Origin of the sequence: Endozoicomonas sp. ALC020, assembly GCF_049275935.1 — a bacterium.
Classification (GTDB): domain Bacteria; phylum Pseudomonadota; class Gammaproteobacteria; order Pseudomonadales; family Endozoicomonadaceae; genus Endozoicomonas_A.
This window is the reverse complement of record NZ_CP184830.1, coordinates 6,786,437-6,808,102: the sequence shown is the minus strand read 5'-3', so window position 1 is coordinate 6,808,102 and position 21,666 is coordinate 6,786,437. Positions and strand designations below refer to the sequence as shown.

At 48.7% G+C, this 21,666-nt stretch carries 4 protein-coding genes; all 4 read right to left on the bottom strand.

From position 1 onward, the window contains the following. Positions 1-6: 6 nt before the first annotated feature. The 4 genes from ACOJUO_RS25155 to ACOJUO_RS25140 all read right to left on the bottom strand — a co-directional run bounded on the left by ACOJUO_RS25155 (position 7) and on the right by ACOJUO_RS25140 (position 21,507). Positions 7-6,324: a hypothetical protein gene (locus tag ACOJUO_RS25155; RefSeq protein WP_422138542.1), complete on the bottom strand. Its 6,318-nt coding sequence runs from the start codon at positions 6,322-6,324 to the stop codon at positions 7-9. 168 nt (positions 6,325-6,492) lie between these two features. Further along, positions 6,493-10,893, bottom strand: a complete 4,401-nt coding sequence (locus tag ACOJUO_RS25150) for a hypothetical protein (protein ID WP_422138541.1) — start codon at positions 10,891-10,893, stop codon at positions 6,493-6,495. 9 nt (positions 10,894-10,902) lie between these two features. Next, a complete protein-coding gene (locus ACOJUO_RS25145) occupies positions 10,903-16,167 on the bottom strand; it encodes a hypothetical protein (RefSeq protein ID WP_422138540.1) in 5,265 nt (1,754 codons plus the stop codon). 9 nt (positions 16,168-16,176) lie between these two features. Continuing rightward, complete coding sequence (locus ACOJUO_RS25140; RefSeq protein WP_422138539.1) at positions 16,177-21,507, bottom strand: hypothetical protein; 5,331 nt, start codon at positions 21,505-21,507, stop codon at positions 16,177-16,179. Positions 21,508-21,666 lie beyond the last annotated feature (159 nt).

The window sequence follows — 21,666 nt, the reverse complement described above, 5'->3', positions numbered from 1 at the left end:
AATCGCTCATGGTGATCTTGAGGTTTCAGATGGAAAGCTTGATTGATGGTAATTTCTCTTATCATGACCGTCTTTCTGATCATCGCCCTTTTGCCATTCGTAAAAGACTCCAAGAGTGTAGAAGTAAGGAATACTTTCTGCATGGGAGAACGACCATTTAGGCACATTCTCCCTGAAGTATTTCTCCCAGCCATTCTCAAACAGTTTCATGGTGCGATCACGGCGTTCACGGAACTGCAGGTAATTTTCATGTCGAGTCCAGCCATACAGGGTGCTGTTTGCTTTAATACGGTTTGCGTAGGCTTCATCGTTTTCATTGAAGCGTTGAGGTGTAGAAACTGTCGTACGTTTTACATAGTTATCTTGCCTTTCACCCACGCCCAGCCAGCGATTAATCTTGTCAAGACTGCGACCCAGAGGTCCACCCAGCCATTGAGTGAGCATCTTGTTGTCGTTCATAAAGAAATCGAAAGTGAGACCCGACGCCAGCGCGAACCCGAAGGTTTGGGCATAGGTAAACCCTGATATAAGACCGTGAGCGTATGCTCCGACCGTGGCTACCGGGCCCAGCACCAGACCGGCGGTGGCCGAGGCCAGGGTTTTTACTTTTTGTGGTGTCGCCCTGTGCAGCAGGGGTACTTGAACCCCTTGTCCGGAACCTATGGATTTCACTAGTTCGGGCACCAGACGAGAAATGCTGCGATACCTCTGCGGGTTGGCGTTGTACTGTCGGGCAAACAGCATAGAGCCGGTTCTCAGCAGAATGACGGAGGAAGCGGCTTTACCCAATGGCATGGCCAGCCCGCCCACTTCAGTGACTTGTTCAAGGTCGCTGTGGTAGGCATATTGCCCGGTTCGGCCAAGATCAACACCATAGCCTTCCAGCCAGTGCTGGAAAGGTGTCAGCACCCGATGCAGGTAATCCCCCCGGTTGGTCAGATCCAGAAGATAGAGGAACGACATATTTGCCAGGGACAGCGCGGCAGCCTGCCAGGCGGTACGGGTTGCCAGTAGCGGTTTGTAGCTGGAGAAGTACCAGGTGACAGCCTGTACCAGAGAGGTTGAAGGTTTGACCCAGTACTCATTGAGCTGCTGCTCAACTGCTGCGGCATGAGCCTGTTTCAATGTGCCATGGATAGCCTTGATCAGTTCTGATTCAGAGAGTCCGGCAGCATTGGCATAAGGTGTCAGGGTCTCCTGAACATTGGCCAGAAACGCTGCTGTCCTGCGGCCATTGTCAAAGGCAATATCGTCAAGAACATAGTTGGCGATGACCGCAACGGCGTACTCTTTCATGTCGGCAACCGACTCTTTCATAGCTGCTGGGCCAGTCGCAGTCAAAGTCACAGGAGTAAAGGTACTTTGCACGAATTCATCAACACCCTTGTCGGAAAGCATCTGGATAACGGCTTTGAAGTGAGGCAGATTGATGCCGTGTTTGTAGCCAAGGAAATGTTCAAATTCGTCCACTGTCTGATAACCATCAATTCCTCTGACGGCCTTTATGTAGTTCTCAAGTTCAATCTTGCTGATCAGTCCCTCACGCAGCAGAGCTATGATCTTGTTGCCACTGGTAGAATAGGTTGCCAAATATTCCGAGAAACCTTTCAGATCCCCAGATTCATGTTCGACGAAGTGAATAGCTCTTTTGCCCATGTCGCGTATTTCATCGTCGTATTCCTGAGCCCCGGTTTTCATCTCATTCCTGGCCCTGTCTGCCAGAGCCTGAACTTGTTCAATGACATTCTGAGGCTGATCTTCAACAGGCTCAAAAGGGAAGGGCGGGAAGCTCGTCTTCAGGCTTTTGAAGACTTCTACAATCCGACTGGCCTGATTAAACGTCAGATCGTCTCCGACCAGTGCCTGCAAGCGAATGGGTGCAAATTCATCGTTAAAATCGAACGTCGCAAGGCTGGGTATTGTTTTACCGTTTTTGACTGCTGATTCTGCCAGGCCCAGTGCGACGTCCAGGGCCTGTTGCCAGAGAGGGTGCTGCTCTGTGAAGGTGTTCATATCGGCCAGAACCTTGACCTGTTTCGGTGAGAACTGGAAGGGACCGCCATCATTTTCCACGGCTTCCTCTGCAGCCCTCAGGACTTCCTTCATTCTCTCAATGTCTGCTTTCCTGGCTCCAATCTCATCTTGCAGGTGAATCCATTCCTGAACCAGTTGATGATGCTTGCCACCTTTACCATCACGCCCACCCAGTTGCAGCTTTTTGTTTCTCAGAGCATTAATCCGGTGTTCACGGGTGTCAGAAGAGTCCGGTTTGAGGCCCGCAGTTTCTTCAGTGGCGTCAAGACTCGCTTTATGATGATCCAACAGAGCCTTTACTGCTTTTGATACGGCATCATTTGCCTGCTTCGATATTAAGCCCAGCCTCTCCATTTCGTCCATATGCAGGGTTTTAGCTTTCTGATCGATGTCGCCAGAATCGATCATCTCCTTTACTTTACGATCCAGATTCTCTTTTGCATTCCTCTGTTCAAGCCGTGCTTCCCCCAGTTTAATGTTTTTTCTGTAGTGCTCATTCAGGAATTCCACGATTTGACAGTACTTTTTCCTGTTTATAAACACTTCACCCGATACTTCATTGTCTTCGTCCTGACCATCAGAATCTGGAAAGGCTGCCAGGCTGAAAAAGTCTACAGCGCCTGCCACGGAATCGAAGTCACCCTTTATCTGGATGCTCAGACCTGTTTTGGCCTTCAGTTCATTAAGGATTTCACCCCGTCTCTCTGTATTGTATCCCCGCAGGAAGTGCCTGAAGTCCCTCAGTCGCTCCTCAGGGGTTTGTTCGTCAACAGCAGCCAGATCCAACACTATCTGAATTTGTTTCATTGCCTGATTGAGGGCCATGTTCTCTTCATTCGAGAGATCTTGTAGCTCAGCGGGACGCCCCGCAAACAATATGTGTTTGCCACGTATAGTATTCAGCCTGCGTTGAGCGGCTGCCAGTTCACTTTCAGCTCTTTGTATTGTTTGTCTGGCGCTGGTTAACTCGCGATCAAGAACATATCGGGGTTTAGGTCCCAGGCGAGCCATTTGCCTGTCAAGCTCAGCATTAATGGCTGTGATATGCTCATCATCGGTGATAACACCTGCCTTGAGAACTTCTTCATAAAGCTCCTGGAGTCTTTCTTTAATTAAAATGTTCTGGTCGTCTATAGCGGCGTCATCTTTATAGGAATCAATGCTGAGTTGATGAGCGATTTCATTGTTTCTGCTTCTTCTGGCATCCTCATTTCTTCTGACATCCGCATTGTCACAGGCTTGGTCTACTTCCGTCATTAATGCCAAAATTTTGTTTTCAAGAACATCCTTGTTTTCAGGCAGGTAGGCTTTCCTTCTAAGTAATACCCCCAAATCATTGGCCAGTTTAGTAACGAAAGCCGTGCCTCTTTCATCAGCCTCTTCGCGTACAAAGTCGAAGATGTGCAGCTTGCCCTCTACCCTTTTGAGTGTACTTATCAGTCGTATTCTGGCCACGCTCTTCATCTCTTCGACATAAAAGTCAAGGCTCCTTTGAAGATCCTGAAGTTTTGTGTTCCCTGTTCTGCTCCGGAATGTGATGTCTTCTTTGCGGAGTGAATGCTCTATCTCTTCCACCATGGCTTCTGAGACATCAACGCTGTCAAGTTTTGTTCGAACCCTGGCAAGCCTTGCTGTTTTGTCATCTTCATTATTGACTTCGATGTTGAGCATTTCTTCTACTGCTTTCAGCAATTTCTGAGCCACTTCCTCCTCTCGCTGCCTGACCTTTGCCAGACGTGCCTGAATTGCCTCAGAAATGGCGTGACGACGGTAATACACATCTTCCTGACTAATGAGGTCATCCATATCAAGGGCTTTTTCCACGTCTGACAGTTTCTCAAGTATTACAGGCATGACTTTGGGGTGGCCTGGTGTTCTGATGTCTTTCAGTTCTTCATCCAAATATTCAAGACTGCGGAACCTCTTATACATGGCTGTTTTCAGGGCCGGGTGTTCTTCCATCGCGCCGTCATCCAGCCTGATACGTAAAATCAGTGCCAGACCATCTTGCTCAACTTTGACGTCAGGTTCTTCCGCACAGCATTGAGCATTCAGTGCCCGGATTTTCTGAAGCAAATGTTGTTGATCTTCGTTGCGGGTATTGCCCTGGGTATTCAGTGACTGAAATCTGTCAAACAGGCTTTTTTGTTGAAGGTTCAGTATATGTTCACCTTGTAATTGAGCGTTCAGTACCTCAATTCTCCGAAGCAGGTGATCGAGTTGAACATCAATATCTGCATTGCTATCAAAATTCTGAAGGTTTAAATGTGCGGCAAGGGTTGCATAGCTGGCTTTGATTTCAGCCTCTGTTCTGGTGTTCTGGTGCTGAAGAGCCAACGGTGTTGTTTCTATAGAGTCTCCCTCAGGCCTTCCTGTTGCCGGTCCTCTTGCCAACAATGCCTGGTTGATTTCATGAATTTTTATACTGATGAGTCTGGTTTGTTTTTCTGGCAGCTGGCTATCATCCCAATTTTTAATGCCAAGCTCTTTTGCCAGCCGGGTGTTGCGGGCTTTTGTGGCTTCCGCTCTGGCAGTTCGAATTTGTTTTTCCAGCTCCGGGATTTCGTCGACTTTCTGCCTGAGTTCCCATAACAGGCTTCGCTCTTTGTCCGTTGCGTCATGATGCTCTCGAATATCATGCTCAGACTGATATTTAAGCTGAAGTACTATGAGCTTTTGCTTTTCAATGGCAGTGGCTTTGCCCAACATGATCCTTAAGTGGTTGTTAATCCGGGTGAGTTTGCGTTCCCTTTTCAGCTGGTCAGTCAGTAGGCTTTCCCTCTCAATCAGCTGCCTGGCCATGTTGCTCAGAACTTTGAAAGCAAAGCGGTCGTTGTCGTAAGAAACATCGGGCGGTGATTCGTCGACAACGGGTACAAGACCCATAATATCCTGAACAACATTCTGATTACTCAGAAGGTCTCTCAGTACGGGTTTGAAGCTGAAGTGTTTTGTCAGTTGAATCTGCAGCCAGGTTGGTGTGATGACGGACGAGGCGGCTCTGATCTTTTCAAGTGTGAACTCAAATTCTATTTCCGTGATTGCCCGATCTTTACTGTCACTGTGCAATGCCTGCTGGAAATATTCGTAGAATGCAAGCGCAGATGCCGACAGTTTATCTTCGTTTGTCAGCGTCGGCGGTTGACTTTCGGTCACTTCAGCACCGTGCCGTGCAGCAAACTCCTCTAACACTGCCATCTGCCTGCTTCGAATAACGTGCTGGAAGCTTGTGACCTTAAATACATTAATCTTTGTTGCCAATGCAGGAGCCAGGTTATTGCCCTCGGCTTCTTGCCAGAGGCTGTGGAGCTTTTCTACAAAGGCGGTATCATGGGGATTCAGCTTCTGACCACGAAAAACAATAACCTCCCCCGGAGCTTCTGCGACTTCCAGCTTTGGATAACCCGCAGGTACAGGAGAAACCTGTGCGCCATCCCCGACGAGTACAACATAGCCGACGGGCTTGCTGTGTGCCATCAGTTCATTAAGAGCCTGCTGTTGTATATCCTTTCCGAAAACATGAACCTGGAAATAGGCAGAGGTGGCCGCTGCCAGAAGAGCCTCGTCATTGACAAACAGTGATTGACCCAGACTATGCAGTTCAGGGGGCTGGTCGCCTGATGCGATAAGACGCATGAAGGTGCGCCCGTTCACTTCAACTTTTTCTACTTCAATGGTGGCAAGGGCGACGTAGTGGTCACTGGTGCCGAGGTTTCCTGCCATGTCATTAGCCACTATCAGCAAGTCAGCCAGTTGATGAGGGGTGACGATTTTCGTTAACGGCCCCATGCCAGATAGCCCGGGATATTGTGCTTGAACAGCCTTAACTGAATCCTGATCGGTCATTCCGGCTCTGACTTCAATGAATAATTCCTTTTCATCAAGGCTATGGGTAAATCTGAAGATGCCCTCATCACCCATCTTAAGAACTTTGGTGTATTTCTGAGCAATGTTGTTTTCGTCTGTTTCGAACAGATCAACAGTGGCAACGCTACCATCAATCATACTAAGAACTTCTGTAAAACTTACAGTGGGAAGAGCAAGGTCCACCTTGTTTTGAACCTGATAAGGGTAGGTGGTTGTAAAGCATTTCGGTATTGGCTGCCCGTCAGGCCCGGGAGTTGGTCGAACCATGACTTCACTATGGATATACTCGGCTTGTTCATTGGCCAGAATCTTGACAGATTTTGTCTGCAGCTTACGATCGGCCAGTGCCCGTGTGCCAATAATGGAAGAGCTGATTGCAATGGCCACTGCAAGACTTAATACCTTGGGGTGAGCATTTGTCATTCCACTACCTCAGCGCTGAGTACTTTTATTACCGTGAAAAGTGATTGCCGTAAAGAGTGAGCAAGCAACTTTTAAAATTGCTCATGGTGATCTTGAGGTTTCAGATGGAAAGCTTGATTGATGGTAATTTCTCTTATCATGACCGTCTTTCTGATCATCGCCCCTTTGCTATTTGTAAAAGACTCCAAGAGTGTAGAAGTAAGGAATACTTTCTGCATGGGAGAACGACCATTTCGGCACATTTTCCCTAAAGTATTTCTCCCAGCCATTCTCAAATAGTTTCATGGTGCGATCACGGCGTTCACGGAACTGCAGGTAATTTTCGTATCGAGTCCAGCCATACAGGGTGTTGTTTGCTTTAACACGGCTTGCGTACTCTTCATCGTTTTCACCGAAACGTTGAGGTGAGGTAATAGCAGTACGTTTCAGATATTCATCTTGTGTTTCACCCACACCAATCCAGCGATTAATCCTGTCAAGACTGCGACCCAGAGGCCCACCCAGCCATTGAGTGAGCATCTTGTTGTCGTTCATAAAGAAGTCGAAAGTGAGGCTCGACGCCAGCGCGAATCCGAAGGTTTGGGCATAGCTAAACCCTGAAATAAGACCGTGGACGTATGCTCCGACCGTGGCTACCGGACCCAGCACCAGACTTGCGGTGGCCGAGGCCAGCGTTTTCACTTTTTGTGGTGTCGCCCGGTGCAGCAGTGGTACCTGAACCCCTTGTCCGGAACCTGTGGATTTCATTATTTCGGGCACCAGACGGGAAATGCTGCGATACATCTGAGGATTGGCGTTGTACTGTCTGGCAAACAGCATAGAGCCGGTTCTCAGCAGAATGACAGAGGAAGCGGCTTTACCCAATGGCATGGCCAGCCCGCCCACTTCAGAAACTTTTTCAATTCCGCTGTGGTAGACATATTGCCCGGTTCGGTCAAGATCAACACTGTAGCCTTCCAACCAGTGCTGGAAAGGTGCGAGCATCCGGTGCAGGTAATCACCCCGGTTGGTCAGATCCAGAAGATAAAGGAATGACATGTTCAAGAGAGACTGCTCAGCAGCCTGTCCGGCGGTACGGGTCGCCAGCAGGGGTTTGTAGCTGGAGAAGTACCAGGTGACAGCCTGTACCAGAAAGGCTGAAGGTTTGACCCAGTACTCATTGATCTGCTGCTCAACCGCTGTGGTATGAACCTGCATCAATGTGCCATGGACAGCCTTGATCAGTTCTGATTCAGAGAGTCCGGCAGCATGGGCATAAGACGTCAGGGTGTTCTGAATATTGGCCAGAAATGCTGCCGTCCTGCGGCCATTGTCAAAGGCAATATCGTCAAGAACATAGTTGGCGATAACAGCGGCTGCGTACTCTTTCATACCGGCAACAGACTCTTTCATAGCCACCGGGTCAGTTGCAGTCACAGCAGGAAAAGCACTCAGAATGAATTTCTCAACACCCTTGTCGGACAGCAGCCGGACAGCGGCCCTGAAGTGAGGCACATTGACACCCTGTTTGTAGCCAAGGAAGTGTTCAAATTCAGCCACTGTCTGATAACCATCAATTCCTCTGACGGTCTTTATGTAGTTCCAAAGTTCAACCTTATTGATCAGGCCTTCATGCAGCAGAGTTATGATCCTGTTAACGCTGGCAGAATGGGTAGTGAAGTCTTCCGGGAAGGTTTTCAGGTCATCCGGATCACGCCCGAGGTAGTGAATCGCTGATTTGCCCATGCCGAAAATTTCTTTGTCGTATTCTCGAGCCCCGGATCCCATCTCATTTCTGGCCCTGTGCACCAGCTTCTGGACTTCTTCCAGAGGGCAGCGAGGCTCGTCTTCTGAAGCGGGGCATTCCGGGAAGGTCGCCTTCATTTCCCTGAAGATTTGCACGATCCGACTGGTCTGATCAAACGTCAGTTTGTCTCCGACCAGTACCTGCAATCGAAGCGCTGCAAATTCCTCGTCAAAATCGTAAGTCGGAAGGTTGGGTATTGCCTTACCGTTCATTACGGCTAATTCGGCCAGACCAGTTGCGACTTGCAGGGCCTGTCGTTTGAGAGGGTGCTGCTGCATGAATGTTTGGATAGCGTGCAAAACTTCGGCCTGTTCCGGCGTGTACTGGAAGGAACCATCTTCAAGCAGCATGTATTTTGGGATGTCACAGTGAAATCTATCGCGAACTCTGGCCAGTCTTGTTGCTTTGTTATCCTCTTTGTTGACTTCGATTTTTAATATTTCTTCCAGTGTTTCCAGTACATCCAGAGCCTCCTGCTCTGCCTCCTCTACGGCTTTTGTTGTGTATGAATGAATTTTCTCAGAAATGGCGTTACGACGATGATACACATCGTCCTCGCTCTTAAGTCCATCCATTTTCAGGGTTTTTTCTACGGCAGTGAGTTTCTCAAGGGCTTCAGACATGATTTCAGGATGGGCTGGTCTTCGATCAATTTCTTCTTCCAGGTCTGCAATTGCCTTAAGTTGTTGATGCAGACCTTTTTTCTCGGCAGTTATTGTCTTGATTTTTTGAACCAGGCATTCCTGTTGAACGTCAATGTCTGCACTGCTATCAAAATCCTGAATCTCTAAATGTGCGGCAAGGGTTGCATAGCGGGCTTTTATTTCAGCCTCTGTTCTGGTGTGCTCTTGCTGAAGATGTGGTTGAACGAGCTGAGTTTTAACGACTGCCTGTCTGCATGTGTCATCAGTTTTCTCCAGGAGACGCCTGATTTGCTCATCCAGTGGCTGGGTTTCATCCAGGTCGTCTATGCCAGGTTCTATTGCCATTTTAGAGTGGCGAGCATTTATGGTCTTTATTCTGGCCTTAATAACTCTTTTCTCCAACGGAGGAATCCGTCTGACATCCTGCATAAGTTCCCGATGGAGGTTTCCCTGATCTCTCTGCTCATCAAGAACCCTTGCATATTTATCCTTGATTTCCTGGTAGAGTCGTCCCACTTCCAGTTTTTTCTCATCACTGGCATCAGCTTTATTCGATTCAATCTCCAACTTACGTTTGAAACGCAAGAGTATGGCTTTCTCGCTATCTAGTTCATCCAGCTTGCTGAACAACTTAATCATCTGTCTGTTTCTTTCGCCCAGGAGTTTGGAAAAAAAATGTGCGTCGTCGTATAAAGTGTTGAACTTTAATTTGGCGCCAACGGGTATATAATTCATAATCTTCCGAACAAAATGCTTGTTAATCAGAAGATCTCCAAGTGCGGGTTTGAAGCTGAAGTGTTTTGCGAGTTCATTGTGCATCCAGTTTGGTGTGACGACTGACAGAGCGACCCTGATGTGTTCCTGCGTGACTTGAAATTCGTTGATTCCATGTATTTCATCTGGAGTAGCGGTGGCTAATGCCAGATGGAGAGATTCATAGTATGCAAGCGCATGCATCGCCCGTTTATCTTTTTTTGAAAACGTCGTCGGTTGATCCTCGCTTTCTCCAGCAGCGTGCTGCGCAGCAAACTCCTCCAGCATCGCCATTTGCCTGCTTCGAATGACGTACTGGTAGCTTTTGACCTTATAGGTTTTAACTGCTGTTAATATTGCAGAGGAGGGGGGAGTACCCTTAGCTTCTTGCCACAGGTCATAGAGGTTTTCTACAAAAGCGATATCATCGGGATTCAGCCTCTGAGTATGGAAAACTATCACCTCTCCCGGGGCTTCCGCTACTTCCAGTTTCGGATAACCCGCAGGCACAGGATAAGCCCGTGAGTGACCCTCGACGTGTACAACATATCCGACGGGTTTGCTGTCTGCCAACAGTTTATTAAGAGCCTGCTGTTGTAACTCTCCTCCCAGGACATGAACTTTGATATAAGCAGAGGTGGCTGCTGCCAGGAGAACATCATCATTGACAAAGAGTGACTGACTCAGGCGCTCCAGTTCAGGAGGCTGATCACCCCCTGAGACAAGACGCATAAAGGTACGCCCATTGACTTCAACCTTGTCTACTTCAATGGTGGCAAGGGTAGTATAGTCATCACTGGTGCCGAGGTTTCCTGCTCTCTCTTCGACAGCTTTCAGCAGTGCGAACAGTTGTCTGGGGCTGGCGATTTTCGTTATCGGTTCCAATGATTCCATGTCAGTCCATTGAGAACGAACGGCCCTGACTGAATCCCGATCGGTCATTCCGACTCTGACTTCAATGACCAGTTCCTTTTCCTGGAGGTTATGGGTGAACCTGAAGATTCCCTCATCAACCAGCTTCAGGACTTTGGTGTATTTCAGGGCAGCGTTATTCTCATCTGTTTCAAACTGGTCAACGCTGGAAACGCGCCCGTCGAAATCAGAAAGAATGTCTGTAAAGCCTATAGCAGGAACAATGTAGCCTGCGCTGACTCCATACTGGTCAGGGTAGGTGGTGGTAAAGGATCCGGGTATTGGCTGCTGGTCATCACCTAAAGTTGGCCGGACCATGACCTCACTCTGGACAAACTCCACCTGTTCATTGGCTTGAATATCGACAGACCTTATTTGCAGCCTGCGATCGGCCAGTGCCTTTGGAGCAATGATGGAGGAGCTGACGGCAACGGCCACCAGAAGGCTGAATGCACTGGGGCAGGCATTTTTCATTCTACTGCCTCAGAGCTGGCTGTAAAGCCTGATTGGGGAGGTGTTTCTTTTCTCATGAAGGTGAACTTTTTTGTCATCGCCCTGTCGCCACTTGTAGAAGGCACCCAGAGTGTAGGAGTAAGGAATACTCTCTGCATGGGAGAACGACCATTTCGGCACATTCTCCCTGAAGTATTTCTCCCAGCCATTCTCGAACAGCTTCATGGTGCGATCACGGCGTTCACGAAACTGCAGATAATTTTCGTGTCGAGTCCAGCCATAAATCATGTCACTTGTCTTAAAACGATTTGCATATTCTTCATCGGTTTCATTAAAGCGTTGAGGCTTGGCAATAGCTGTACGTTTTACATATTCATCTGTCGTTTCACCCACGCCTCGCCAGCGATTAATCCTGTCAAGACTGCGTCCCAGAGGCCCACCCAGCCATTGAGTGAGCATCTTGTTGTCGTTCATAAAGAAGTCGAAAGTGAGACTCGACGCCAGCGCGAATCCGAAGGTTTGGGCATAGGTGAATCCGTATACCAGACCATGGGCGTATGCTCCGACAGTGGCTACCGGACCCAGTACGAGTCCGGCAGCGGCAGAGGCCAGAGTTTTCACTTTTTGCGGTGTCACAGTTTGTAGCAGCGGTACCCGAACCCCTTGTCCGGAACCCATAGAATTGACTAGTTCGGGCACCAGACGAGAAATGCTGCGATACATCTGCGGGTTGGCGTTGTACTGACGGGCAAACAACATGGAGCCGGTTCTCAGCAGAATGACGGAGGAAGCGGCTTTACCCAATGGCATGGCCAGCCCGCCCACTTCAGAAATTTTTTCAATTTCGCTGTGGTGGGCATGTTGCCCGGTTCGGTCGATATCAACACCATGGTGTTCCAGCCAGTGCTGGAAAGGTATGAGCATTCTGTGCGCGTAATCCCCCCGGTTGGTCAGATCCAGAAGATAGAGGAACGCCATGTTTGACAGGGACAGCGCGGTAGCCTGCCCGGCGGTCTGAGTCACCAACAGGGGTTTGTAACTGGAGAAGTACCAGGTGACAGCCTGTACCAGAAAGGCTGAAGGTTTGACCCAGTAATCATTGAGCTGATGCTCAACCGCAGCGGTATAAACCTGCATCAATGTGCCATGGATAGCCTTGATCAGTTCTGTTTCAGAGAGTCCGGCAGCATTGACATAAGGTGTCAGGGTATCCTGAACATTGCTCAGGAAAGCTGTCGTCCTGCGGCCATTGTCAAAGGCAATATCGTCAAGAACATAGTTGGCGATGACCGCAGCTGCGTACTCTTTCATGCCGGCAACCGTCTCTTTCACACCTGCCGGACCAGTTGCATGCACAGGAGCTAAGGCAATTAGTGCGAATTCATCAATACCCTTGTCGGAAAGCATCTGGACAACGGCCTTGAAGTGAGGCAGATTGACGTCGTGTTTGTAGCCAAGGAAATGTTCAAATTCGTCCACTGTCTGATAACCATCAATTCCTCTGACGGCCTTTATGTAGTTCCAAAGTTCAATCTTGCTGATCAGTCCTTCATGCAGCAGAGTCATGATCTTGTTACCACTGGCAGAATGGCTAGCGAAGTATTTTGGGAAGGTTTCCAGGTCATCCGTTTCACGCCCGAGGAAGTGAAGCGCTGATTTGCCCATGCCGAAAATTTCTTTGTCGTATTCTCGAGCCCCGGATCCCATCTCATTTCTGGCCCTGTGCACCAGTTTCTGGACTTCTTCCAGAGGGCAGCGAGGCTCGTCTTGTGAAGCGGGATATTCCGGGAAAGTCGTCTTCAGGTCCCTGAAGATTTGTACGATCTGACTGGTCTGATCAAACGTCAGTTTGTCTCCGACCATTAACTGCAAGCGAATCGCTGCAAATGCATCGTCAAAATCGTAAGTCGGAAGGTTGAGTATTGCCTTACCGTTCATTACGGCCAATTCGGCCAGACCATTTGCGATTTGCAGGGCCTGTCGTTTGAGAGGGTGCTGCTGCATGAATGTTTGGATAGCGTGCAAAACTTCTGCCTGTGCCGACGTGTACTGGAAGGAACCATCGTCATTTTTGACCTCTTCCACTGCAGCCTTCGGGGCTCGTTCTTCAGTGGCTACCTCTGGATCAGGAATGTATCGGGGTTCAGCTCCCGGAGCGATTTGTCTGTCAAGCTCATTCTCAATGACGGCAATACGCTCCTCAACCTCAGGCTGACCCAGCAGATCAACATTTCTATCCAGCCACCGGAGTTCTGTTTCAATGGGCTTTATGATTTCATCACCAAAGTAGTACTTGGTGTTCTTAATGTCGAGTTGACGAGCAATTTTATCGTATCCCTCTCTCGCGAGATCTTCATCGTGACAATAGTGGTCGAGGTGGTATACTTCTTCCTCTAATGCCCGAATACTGGCTTTTAGAGCATTCTTCTGGTCATTCAGGCTGGCACCTTTTTCAAATTCTACTTTTAGAGGCAAAGCCAGCTCAGCAGCAGCCTCCCTGCCTCTTTTTATAGCAGCAGGGTTTTCACTCTTGTCGATGTTCAGCTCGTTCTCTAAAGCTTCAAGCATCCTTATCTGTTGTTTTAAGACACGCTCATCCGGATCCGGGGTTTCGACATTAATGTCAAGAAAATCTACAAGGTTCCAGACTCTTACTTTCTCTACTTTGCTCCAGGTCATGCGTATTTTCCAGATGAAACCTTCCACCTCACGCAGCAAGTATTTTGGGATGCAGCTACGAAGCACACTCTGAACTTCGGCAAGTCTTGTTGCTTTGTTATCCTCTCTGTTGGCTTTGATTTTTAATATTTCTTCCAGTGTTTCCACTATATGCAGAGCCTCCTCCTCTGCCACCTCTATGGCTTTTGTTGTGTATGAGTGAATTTTCTCAGAAATGGCGTTACGACGCTGATACACATTCTCCTCGCTGTTGTCCTCGCCCTTCAGGTCGTCCATCTTCAGGGTTTTTTCCACGGCTCTCAGTTTCATGAGTACTTCAGGCCTGACCCTGGGGTGGTCTGGTGTTCGATCTCTTTCAGCGCCTGCGCTGGTGCTCTGTTGCTGAAGAAGTTGTTCGGCGATCTCAGTTTTTTGTTGTTTAATGTGTAGATGTTGAAGTTGATGCTCGAGATCTTGTTCCTGGGCCCAGGCACATTTCAGCCAAAGGAGCTTCCGAATGTTACCCTGGCGGGCCTGGGGTCCATCTTTTTCATCTGGAACCAGACCGAGCTGACCTTCAACGACAGCCAGTTTATCCCGAAATATCTCATCGCTCTGGCCTGCCTGTTTTTGCAGATGCTTTAGAATGAACTCAGAGCGGCCACTCAGGTCGTTTTCATCGTATGGAACAATGTCGAGCTGGCTCTCAATCGCTGCCAGCGTTTCTTTATAAGGCTGTTCCCGAAACGGTTTTTTTGCCGCCACCGAATGGAGCTCAAACCATCTCTTGCTGAACAGTCTGACTTTTTCTTCCATTCGCCGGGTATCATCCCAGATATCAGTATCCAGTATTGCTGCGGCAAGGGCGTGGCGTGCTTTTGTGGTATCTGCTATGGCATCACTGAACTGTTCTTCCAGCCACGGGATTTGCTTGATATCCTGCCGAAATTCATGAACCGTGTTTTTCAACACCCGGAACAATTTACGAAGCTCTTTAAACTCAGCCGCAAATTTCTGTCTGATCAGTTCTACTTTCAGTTTATCCTCACCACTGTCAGTGGCACTTGCCATTGTAATGTCATCTGATGTTTTGACTGCTCTGGCGAATTCGGGCACGTTTGCCAGCCGTTTTTCTTGCGTGTTAACCATCTCAAGCAACTGTTCGCTGATGTCATCCTTGACTTTGGAGGAAAACTTTGTTTTTTCGCCAGCACCAAAGTCATCTATCACGTCGGTGTCGTAGGGTATGAGTTTCTGAATATTCCGAATACTCTGAACAAAATTATGGTTAGTCAGAAGATTATTAAGTAAGGGTTTAAAGCTGAAGTTTTTTATCAGTTGAAACTGCAGCCAGGTGGGCGTGATGACTGATGTAGCGGCTCTGATGTGATCTTTTGTGAACTCAAATTCACAGGTTTTATCTGGAGCAGCACTGGTTAATGCCTGCAGAAGAGATTCATAGTAGCCAAGTTTCAGCAGCTTATCATCACCAAGCCTGGCATCGTGCTGTGCAGCCAGGTCAGCAGCGAACTCCTCCAGCAGCGCCATCTGCCTGCTTCTGATGATGTGCTGGTAGTCTTTGACCTTGTATGTTATCACCTTTGCAGGGAGTTCTTTAAATCGATATTCTTCCCGGATGCCAGAGTAGTGGCCTTCCACAAAAGCGATATCGGTTGGATTCTGTTTCTGACCACGGAAAACAATAATCTCTTCCGAAGCCTGTTCCACTTCCAGCTTTGGATAATCAGTAGGCACAGGATAAGCCAGTGTGTCATCTTCGACGTGTACAACGTAGCCGACGGGTCTATGGTATGACAACAGACTGGCCAGGGCTGCGTGGTGTGCTTTTTTCCCCAGAACATGAACCTGGGTGTAGGCAGAGGTGGCTGCTGCCAGAAGCACCTCATCATTGACAAAGAGCGATTGCCCCAGGCGCTGGAGATCAGGAGGTTGATCGCCTGCAGCGATAAGACGCATAAAGGTGCGCCCTTTCACTTCAACCGGGTCTACTTCAATAGTAACGAGGTCAACATAGTCATCAGTTTCACCAAGGTTTCCTGCTTTTTTATATGCAGCTTTCATTATTCCGACGAATTGTTTGGTAGTGGCAATTTTCGTTGCAGGTTCTAATGGTTGGATGTCACCTGATTGGGCACGAACAGCTTCAATTGAAGCCTGATCGGTCATTCCTTCCCTGACTTCAATGACCAGCTTACTTTCTGCAAGGTTATGGATGAACCTGAAGACGCTCTCATCACCCACTTTCAGGATTTTGGTGTATTTTTGAGCAACGCCATTGTCGTCTGTTTCAAAAATATCAACACTGTAAACGCTGCCACCAATGTCGGCAATAACGTCGGTGAAGCCTTCGTGAATAACCTTGATGCCATCCCTGATCTGAACCTCAATCTGGTCAAGGTAAGTGGTTGTACAGGATTTGGGTATGGGTTGCCGGTCATGACCTGAAGTTGGCTGAACTATGACCTCAGTCTGGGTAAACCCTGTTTGTCCATTGCCCGGAATATCAATAGATCTTGTCAGCAGCCTGCGATCGGCCAGTGCCTGTGTACTCATGATGGAAGCGCTGATTGCAAAGGCCACTGCAAGGCTCAATGCATTGGGACAGGCATTTTTCATTCTACTGCCTCAGAGCTGGCTGGAAAGCCTGATTGGGGAGGCGCTTCTTTTATCATGAACGTGAGATTTTTTATCATCACCCTGTCGCCATTTGTAAAAAGCTCCCAAAGTGTAGGAGTATGGGATACTTTCTGCATGGGAAAACGACCATTTCGGCACATTTTCCCTGAAGTATTTCTCCCAGCCATTGTCAAATAGTTTCATGGTGCGATCACGGCGTTCACGGAACTGCAGATAATGTTCGTGTCGAGTCCAGCCATACATTGTGTTGTTTGCTTTAACACGGTTTGTGTAGGCTTCATCGTTTTCACTGAAACCTTGAGGTGTGGCAATCGTCGTACGTTTCAGATATTCATCTTGCGTTTCACCGGCACCAATCCAGCGATTCATCTTGTCAAGACTGCGACCCAGAGGTCCACCCAGCCATTGAGTGAGCAGCTTGTTGTCGTTCATCAAGAAGTCGAAAGTGAGACCCGACGCCAGAGCGAATCCGAAGCTTTGGGCATAAGTAAATCCGGATATAAGGCCGTGGGCGTACGCTCCGAACGTGGCTACCGGTCCCAGCACCAGACCGGCTGTGGCCGAGGCCAGCGTTTTCACTTTTTGTGGTGTCGCCCGGTGCAGCAGCGGTACCTGAACCCCTTGCCCGGAACCCATGGATTTCACTATTTCGGGCACCAGACGGGAAATGCTGCGATACATCTGCGGGTTGGCGTTGTACTGTCTGGCAAACAGCATGGAGCCGGTTCTCAGCAGAATGACAGAGGAAGCGGCTTTACCTAATGGCATGGCCAGCCCGCCCACTTCAGAAACTTTTTCAATTCCGCTGTGGTAGGCATATTGCCCGGTTCGGTCAGGATCAACACCGTAGCCTTCCAACCAGTGCTGGAAAGGTGTGAGCATCCGGTGCAGGTAATCACCCCGGTTGGTCAGATCCAGAAGATAGAGGAACGACATGTTCAAGAGAGACTGCTCGGCGGCCTGCAGTGAAGTGTGGGTCACCAGCAGAGGTTTGTAGCTGGAGTAATACCAGGTGACGGCCTGTACGAGAAAGGCTGAAGGTTTGCCCCAGTATTCATTGAACTGATACTCAACCACTGCAGCATGCGCCTGCATCAAAGTGCCATGGACAGCCTTGAGCAGTTCTGATTCAGAGAGTCCGGCAGCATTGGCATAAGGTGTCAGGGTCTCCTGAGCATTGGCCAGGAAGGCTGCCGTCCTGTGGCCATTGTCAAAGGCAATATCGTCAAGAACATAGTTGGCGATGACCGCTGCTGCGTACTCCTTCATGCCGGCAAGCGACTCTTTCATAGCTGCCGGGTCGGTCGCAGTCACGGTCACAGGAGTAAAGGCACTCTGCATGAATTCCTCAGCTCCCTTGTCGGACAGCATCCGGACAGCACTCTTGAAGTGAGGCACATTGACACCCTGTTTGTAGCCAAGAAAGTGCTCAAATTCATCCACTGTCTGATAACCGTCGACACCTCTGACGGCCTTCATGTAGTTCCCAAGTTCAGCCTTGCTGATCAGTCCTTCACGCAGCAAAGCGATGATCTTGTTGCCACTGGCAGAATGGCTGGCGAAGTATTCCGGGAAGCTTTTCAGAACGCCTCGCAGATGCTCGACAAAGTCAATGCCTGCTGAGCCCATGCTGCGAATTCTGTTGTCGTATTCTTTTGCCCCTCTTCCTATCCCGTGACTGGCCCAGCAAGTCAGCCGCAGGACTTTATAAGTGACACTCAGAGGCAGATGATTTTCCGGAGGCTCGAAAGGAGGTTCAGGAAAGGTCGTTTTCAGATTTTTGAAAACTTCCACAACCCAACTGGCCTGTGCAAACGTCAGCTTGTCCCCGACCATTGCTCGCAAGCCAATGGGGGCAAATTCGTCGTCAAAATCGATAATTGGAAAGTAGGGTATTTCCTTACCGTTTTCTAATGCTAATTCTGCCAGGCCATTTGCGACTTGCAGAGCCAGTTGTTTGAGAGGGTGCTGTTGCGCGAATATGTGAAGATCGTTGAGAGTTTCTGCCTGTATCGGCGTGTACTGGAAGGGACCGCCATCATCTTCGACGGCTTTTTCGGCAGCCTTCAGGGCTGTTTTCATTTTCTTAATGTCTGCTTTACTGCCTTCATCCTGAGCCTCAGGACTGACCTGTTCCTTAGCCGCCAACAGTTCACTTTCAGCTTCTTTTATTTTTCGCCTGGCTATGGCTACCTCACGGTCAAGAGCGTATCGGGGCTTAGGTTTCGGGAGCAGAGCCATGTACCTGTCAAGCTCATTTTCAATAGCTGTGATACGCTCATTAACGGTAGAGCTGCCCGCCTTGAAAACTTCTTCATCCAGCTGCAGGAGTTTTGCTTCAATCAAACTGTTCTGGTCGCGGATAGTGGCATCTTCTTTGTAATCCTTAATAGCGAGCTGACAGGCCATTTCATTGTTCCTGGCTCTTTTGATACTTTCATCCTGATAGACTTCGTTAAGTTCATCAATTAATTCCCAAATTTTGCCTGTCAGGGCATCCTTCTGTTCAAGCAGGAAGGCATCTTCTTCAAATGCGACATCCAGATCACTGGCCAGTCTGGCAGTGAAGGCCTTGCCCCTTTTGTTGGCAGCATGGCTTTCACAACGGAAGAAGATATTCAGCTCATGCTCTATGGCTGCAAGCAGTTTTTTCTGTTGTTCATTGCTATGTATATCCAGATACCAATCTTCAACTTTATAGGCCAGACTCGCACCGAGCTTCCTGAGTTTGAGAGCCCTCTCGTCCAGCACTGCGCTGTCTTGTTTCCAGAGGGTTTGATCTATCAGATCCAGAGTCTCCTCTGAGGGATCACCGCCCTCAAGTATGCTATGAACCAGAGCCACTCTTGCTGCTCTGCCGTGCCCTTCATTCAATGTGAGGGTCAGTATTGATTCTACAGCTTCCAGCAGCTGGATCTGTTGCTCTGTGGCTAGCTTATTCGGAGCCGGGGCTTCGATTTTATAATGAAGATGTGCAAGGACTCTTCTGAGTTTGATATCCCTCTCGTCACGAGCTTTGCCATTGTACGTCCAAAGGCTAATGTCTATATCATTCAGAATGTCATCTGAGTGATTTTCGGTGTCAAGTTTCCTGAAAACCCTGATGAATCTTGCCATTTTGTCATCGTCTTTGTTGACGTTGAGGTTGAGTGTTTGTTCTGCGAATTCCAGTAGATCCAGGGCTTCTTTCTCTGCCTGATATCTGGCTTTTCTGATAAGTCTGTCCATGTCTTGAGAAATATCACTGCGACGGAGATAGATATCGAACTCTTTTTTATTACAGGGGAAAGCTATCTCTAATTCCAGAGCTTCTTCCACGTCACTCACTGTCTTCAGGACCAGGGCTTCACGCATGGCTTTGGGATGGCCTGTTCCTGCTTGGGCAGCCGCTGTGCCGATTTCATGAATTTTCTGTCTAATGAGTCTGAATTGTTCTTCTGTTGGCTGGTCATCATCCCGGTTATCAATACCAAGATCTTCTGCCAGTTGAGCGTTGTAAGCTTTTCTGGCGTTTTCTCCGGCATCAATAACTTCTTGCTCCAGCTCTGAAATTCGTGCAAGTTCCCGCTGAAGTTTCTGTGACTGGTCTTGCAGTGTTTTCGTCATTGTACGCATCTGGGCAATCTCATCCTCAAACCGTTGTTTGAGTTGAAGGCTATCGGTATAAGCTCTCTCGACTTTGAGCTTTAACTGGTCTCGAACCTCAATGAGTTTGCCTTCTGTTGCCAGATTGAGCTTTAACTGGTCTCGAACCTCAATGAGTTTGCCTTCTGTTGCCAGATGCTTTTCCAGCAGGAGCTCCCTTTCAACCAACTGCCCGGCCATGTCGCTCAGAATTTTGGCCATAAACGGGTCATCGTGAAACATTTTGGTCAGTGGTTCAGCGAGATTGGGTACAAGATTCAGCATACCCTGAACATAAAGCTGTTTAGTCAGAAAATGTCTCAGTACGGGTTTGAAACTGAAGTGTTTTGCCAGCTGAATCTGCTGCCAGGTTGGCGTGATGGCGTACGAAGCGACTCTGATGTGTTCCAGTGTGAGTTCAAATGTATCGCTTCCATACATTTCATCAGGAGTAGCACTGGCCAATGCCTGCATGAGATATTCATAGTATGAAAGCGCATGCATCTCCCGTCTATCTTTGTCTGCCAGTATCGTTGATGGGTATTTGCTGGTGCCAGGGTACCTCACAATAAGCCCCTCCAGCACTGTCATCTGTTTGCTTCGAAGGACGTACTGGTAGCTTTTGACTTTATGTTTCATAACCTTTGTTGTTGCTGCCGCTGCCGCCGCCGGCGTGGGGTTATTAAGCTCAGCTTCTTTCCAGAGGTTATGGAGGCTTTCTACAAAAACGACATCTTGCGGATCCTGCATCTGACCATGAAAAACAATAACCTCTCCAGGAGTTTCTTTAACTTCCAGCCTTGAATAACCCGGAGGCACATGAAAAATCTGTTTGTCATCCTCGACGTGGACAACAAACCCGACGGGTTTGCTGAGTGCCAAGAGTTCATTAAGCGCCTGCTGTTGTAACTCCTCTCCCAGGACATGAACCCGGATATAGGCAGAGGTGGCTGCTGCCAGGAGAACATCATCATTGACAAAGACTGTTTGACCCAGACGTTGCAAGTCAGGGGGCTGGTCGCCTGCAGCGATAAGACGCATGAAGGTACGTCCTTCCACTGCAACTTTTTCTACTTCAACGGTGGCAAGGGGAACATAGTGATCACTTTCGCCGAGCTGTCCTTTCAGGGTATCGACACTGTTCAGCACCTCAGCCAGTTCTCTGGAGCTGGCGATTTTCGTCAGCGGTTCTAATGACAGGCTGCAAGATGATTGACTGCGAACCACCTCAATGGAATCCTGATCGGTCATTCTGCTTCTGACTTCAATGACCAGTTTCTCTTGTTTAAGGTCATGGGTGAACCTGAAGAGTCCCTCATCACCCACTTTCAGGACTTTGGTGTATTTTCGGGCAACACTATTTTTGCCTGTTTCAAACACATCAATAATGGAAACGTCACCATCGGCATCAGCAAGAGCTTCCGAAAAGCCCACAGAATTAAAGTGATGGCTCAGCCTGTCACGAGGCTGAGCAGGGTAGGTGGTCGTGAAGGATTTGGGTACGGGTTGCTGATCATTCCCCAATGTTGGCTGGACGTTGACCTCACTCAGGGTAATCTCCACATGTCCATTACCCGGAATATCGGCAGCTTTTATCTGCAACTTGCGATCGGCTAGTGCCTGAGCACCAATAAGGGTAGAGCTGATTGCAACAGCCACTGCGAGGCTTAATGCATTGGGACGGGCATTTGTCATTCTACTGCCTCAGAGCTGGGTAGAAAGCCTGATTAAGGGGTTTTCTCTTATAAGTACCTAACCAGTTGGTTTCGCATATTCTGGACGGCGGCTTTTTCCATCCTTCTGCGTTCCAACTCTGGTTGCGTAGCTATGGCTACGCGCCCGCCGTTGCGCCTT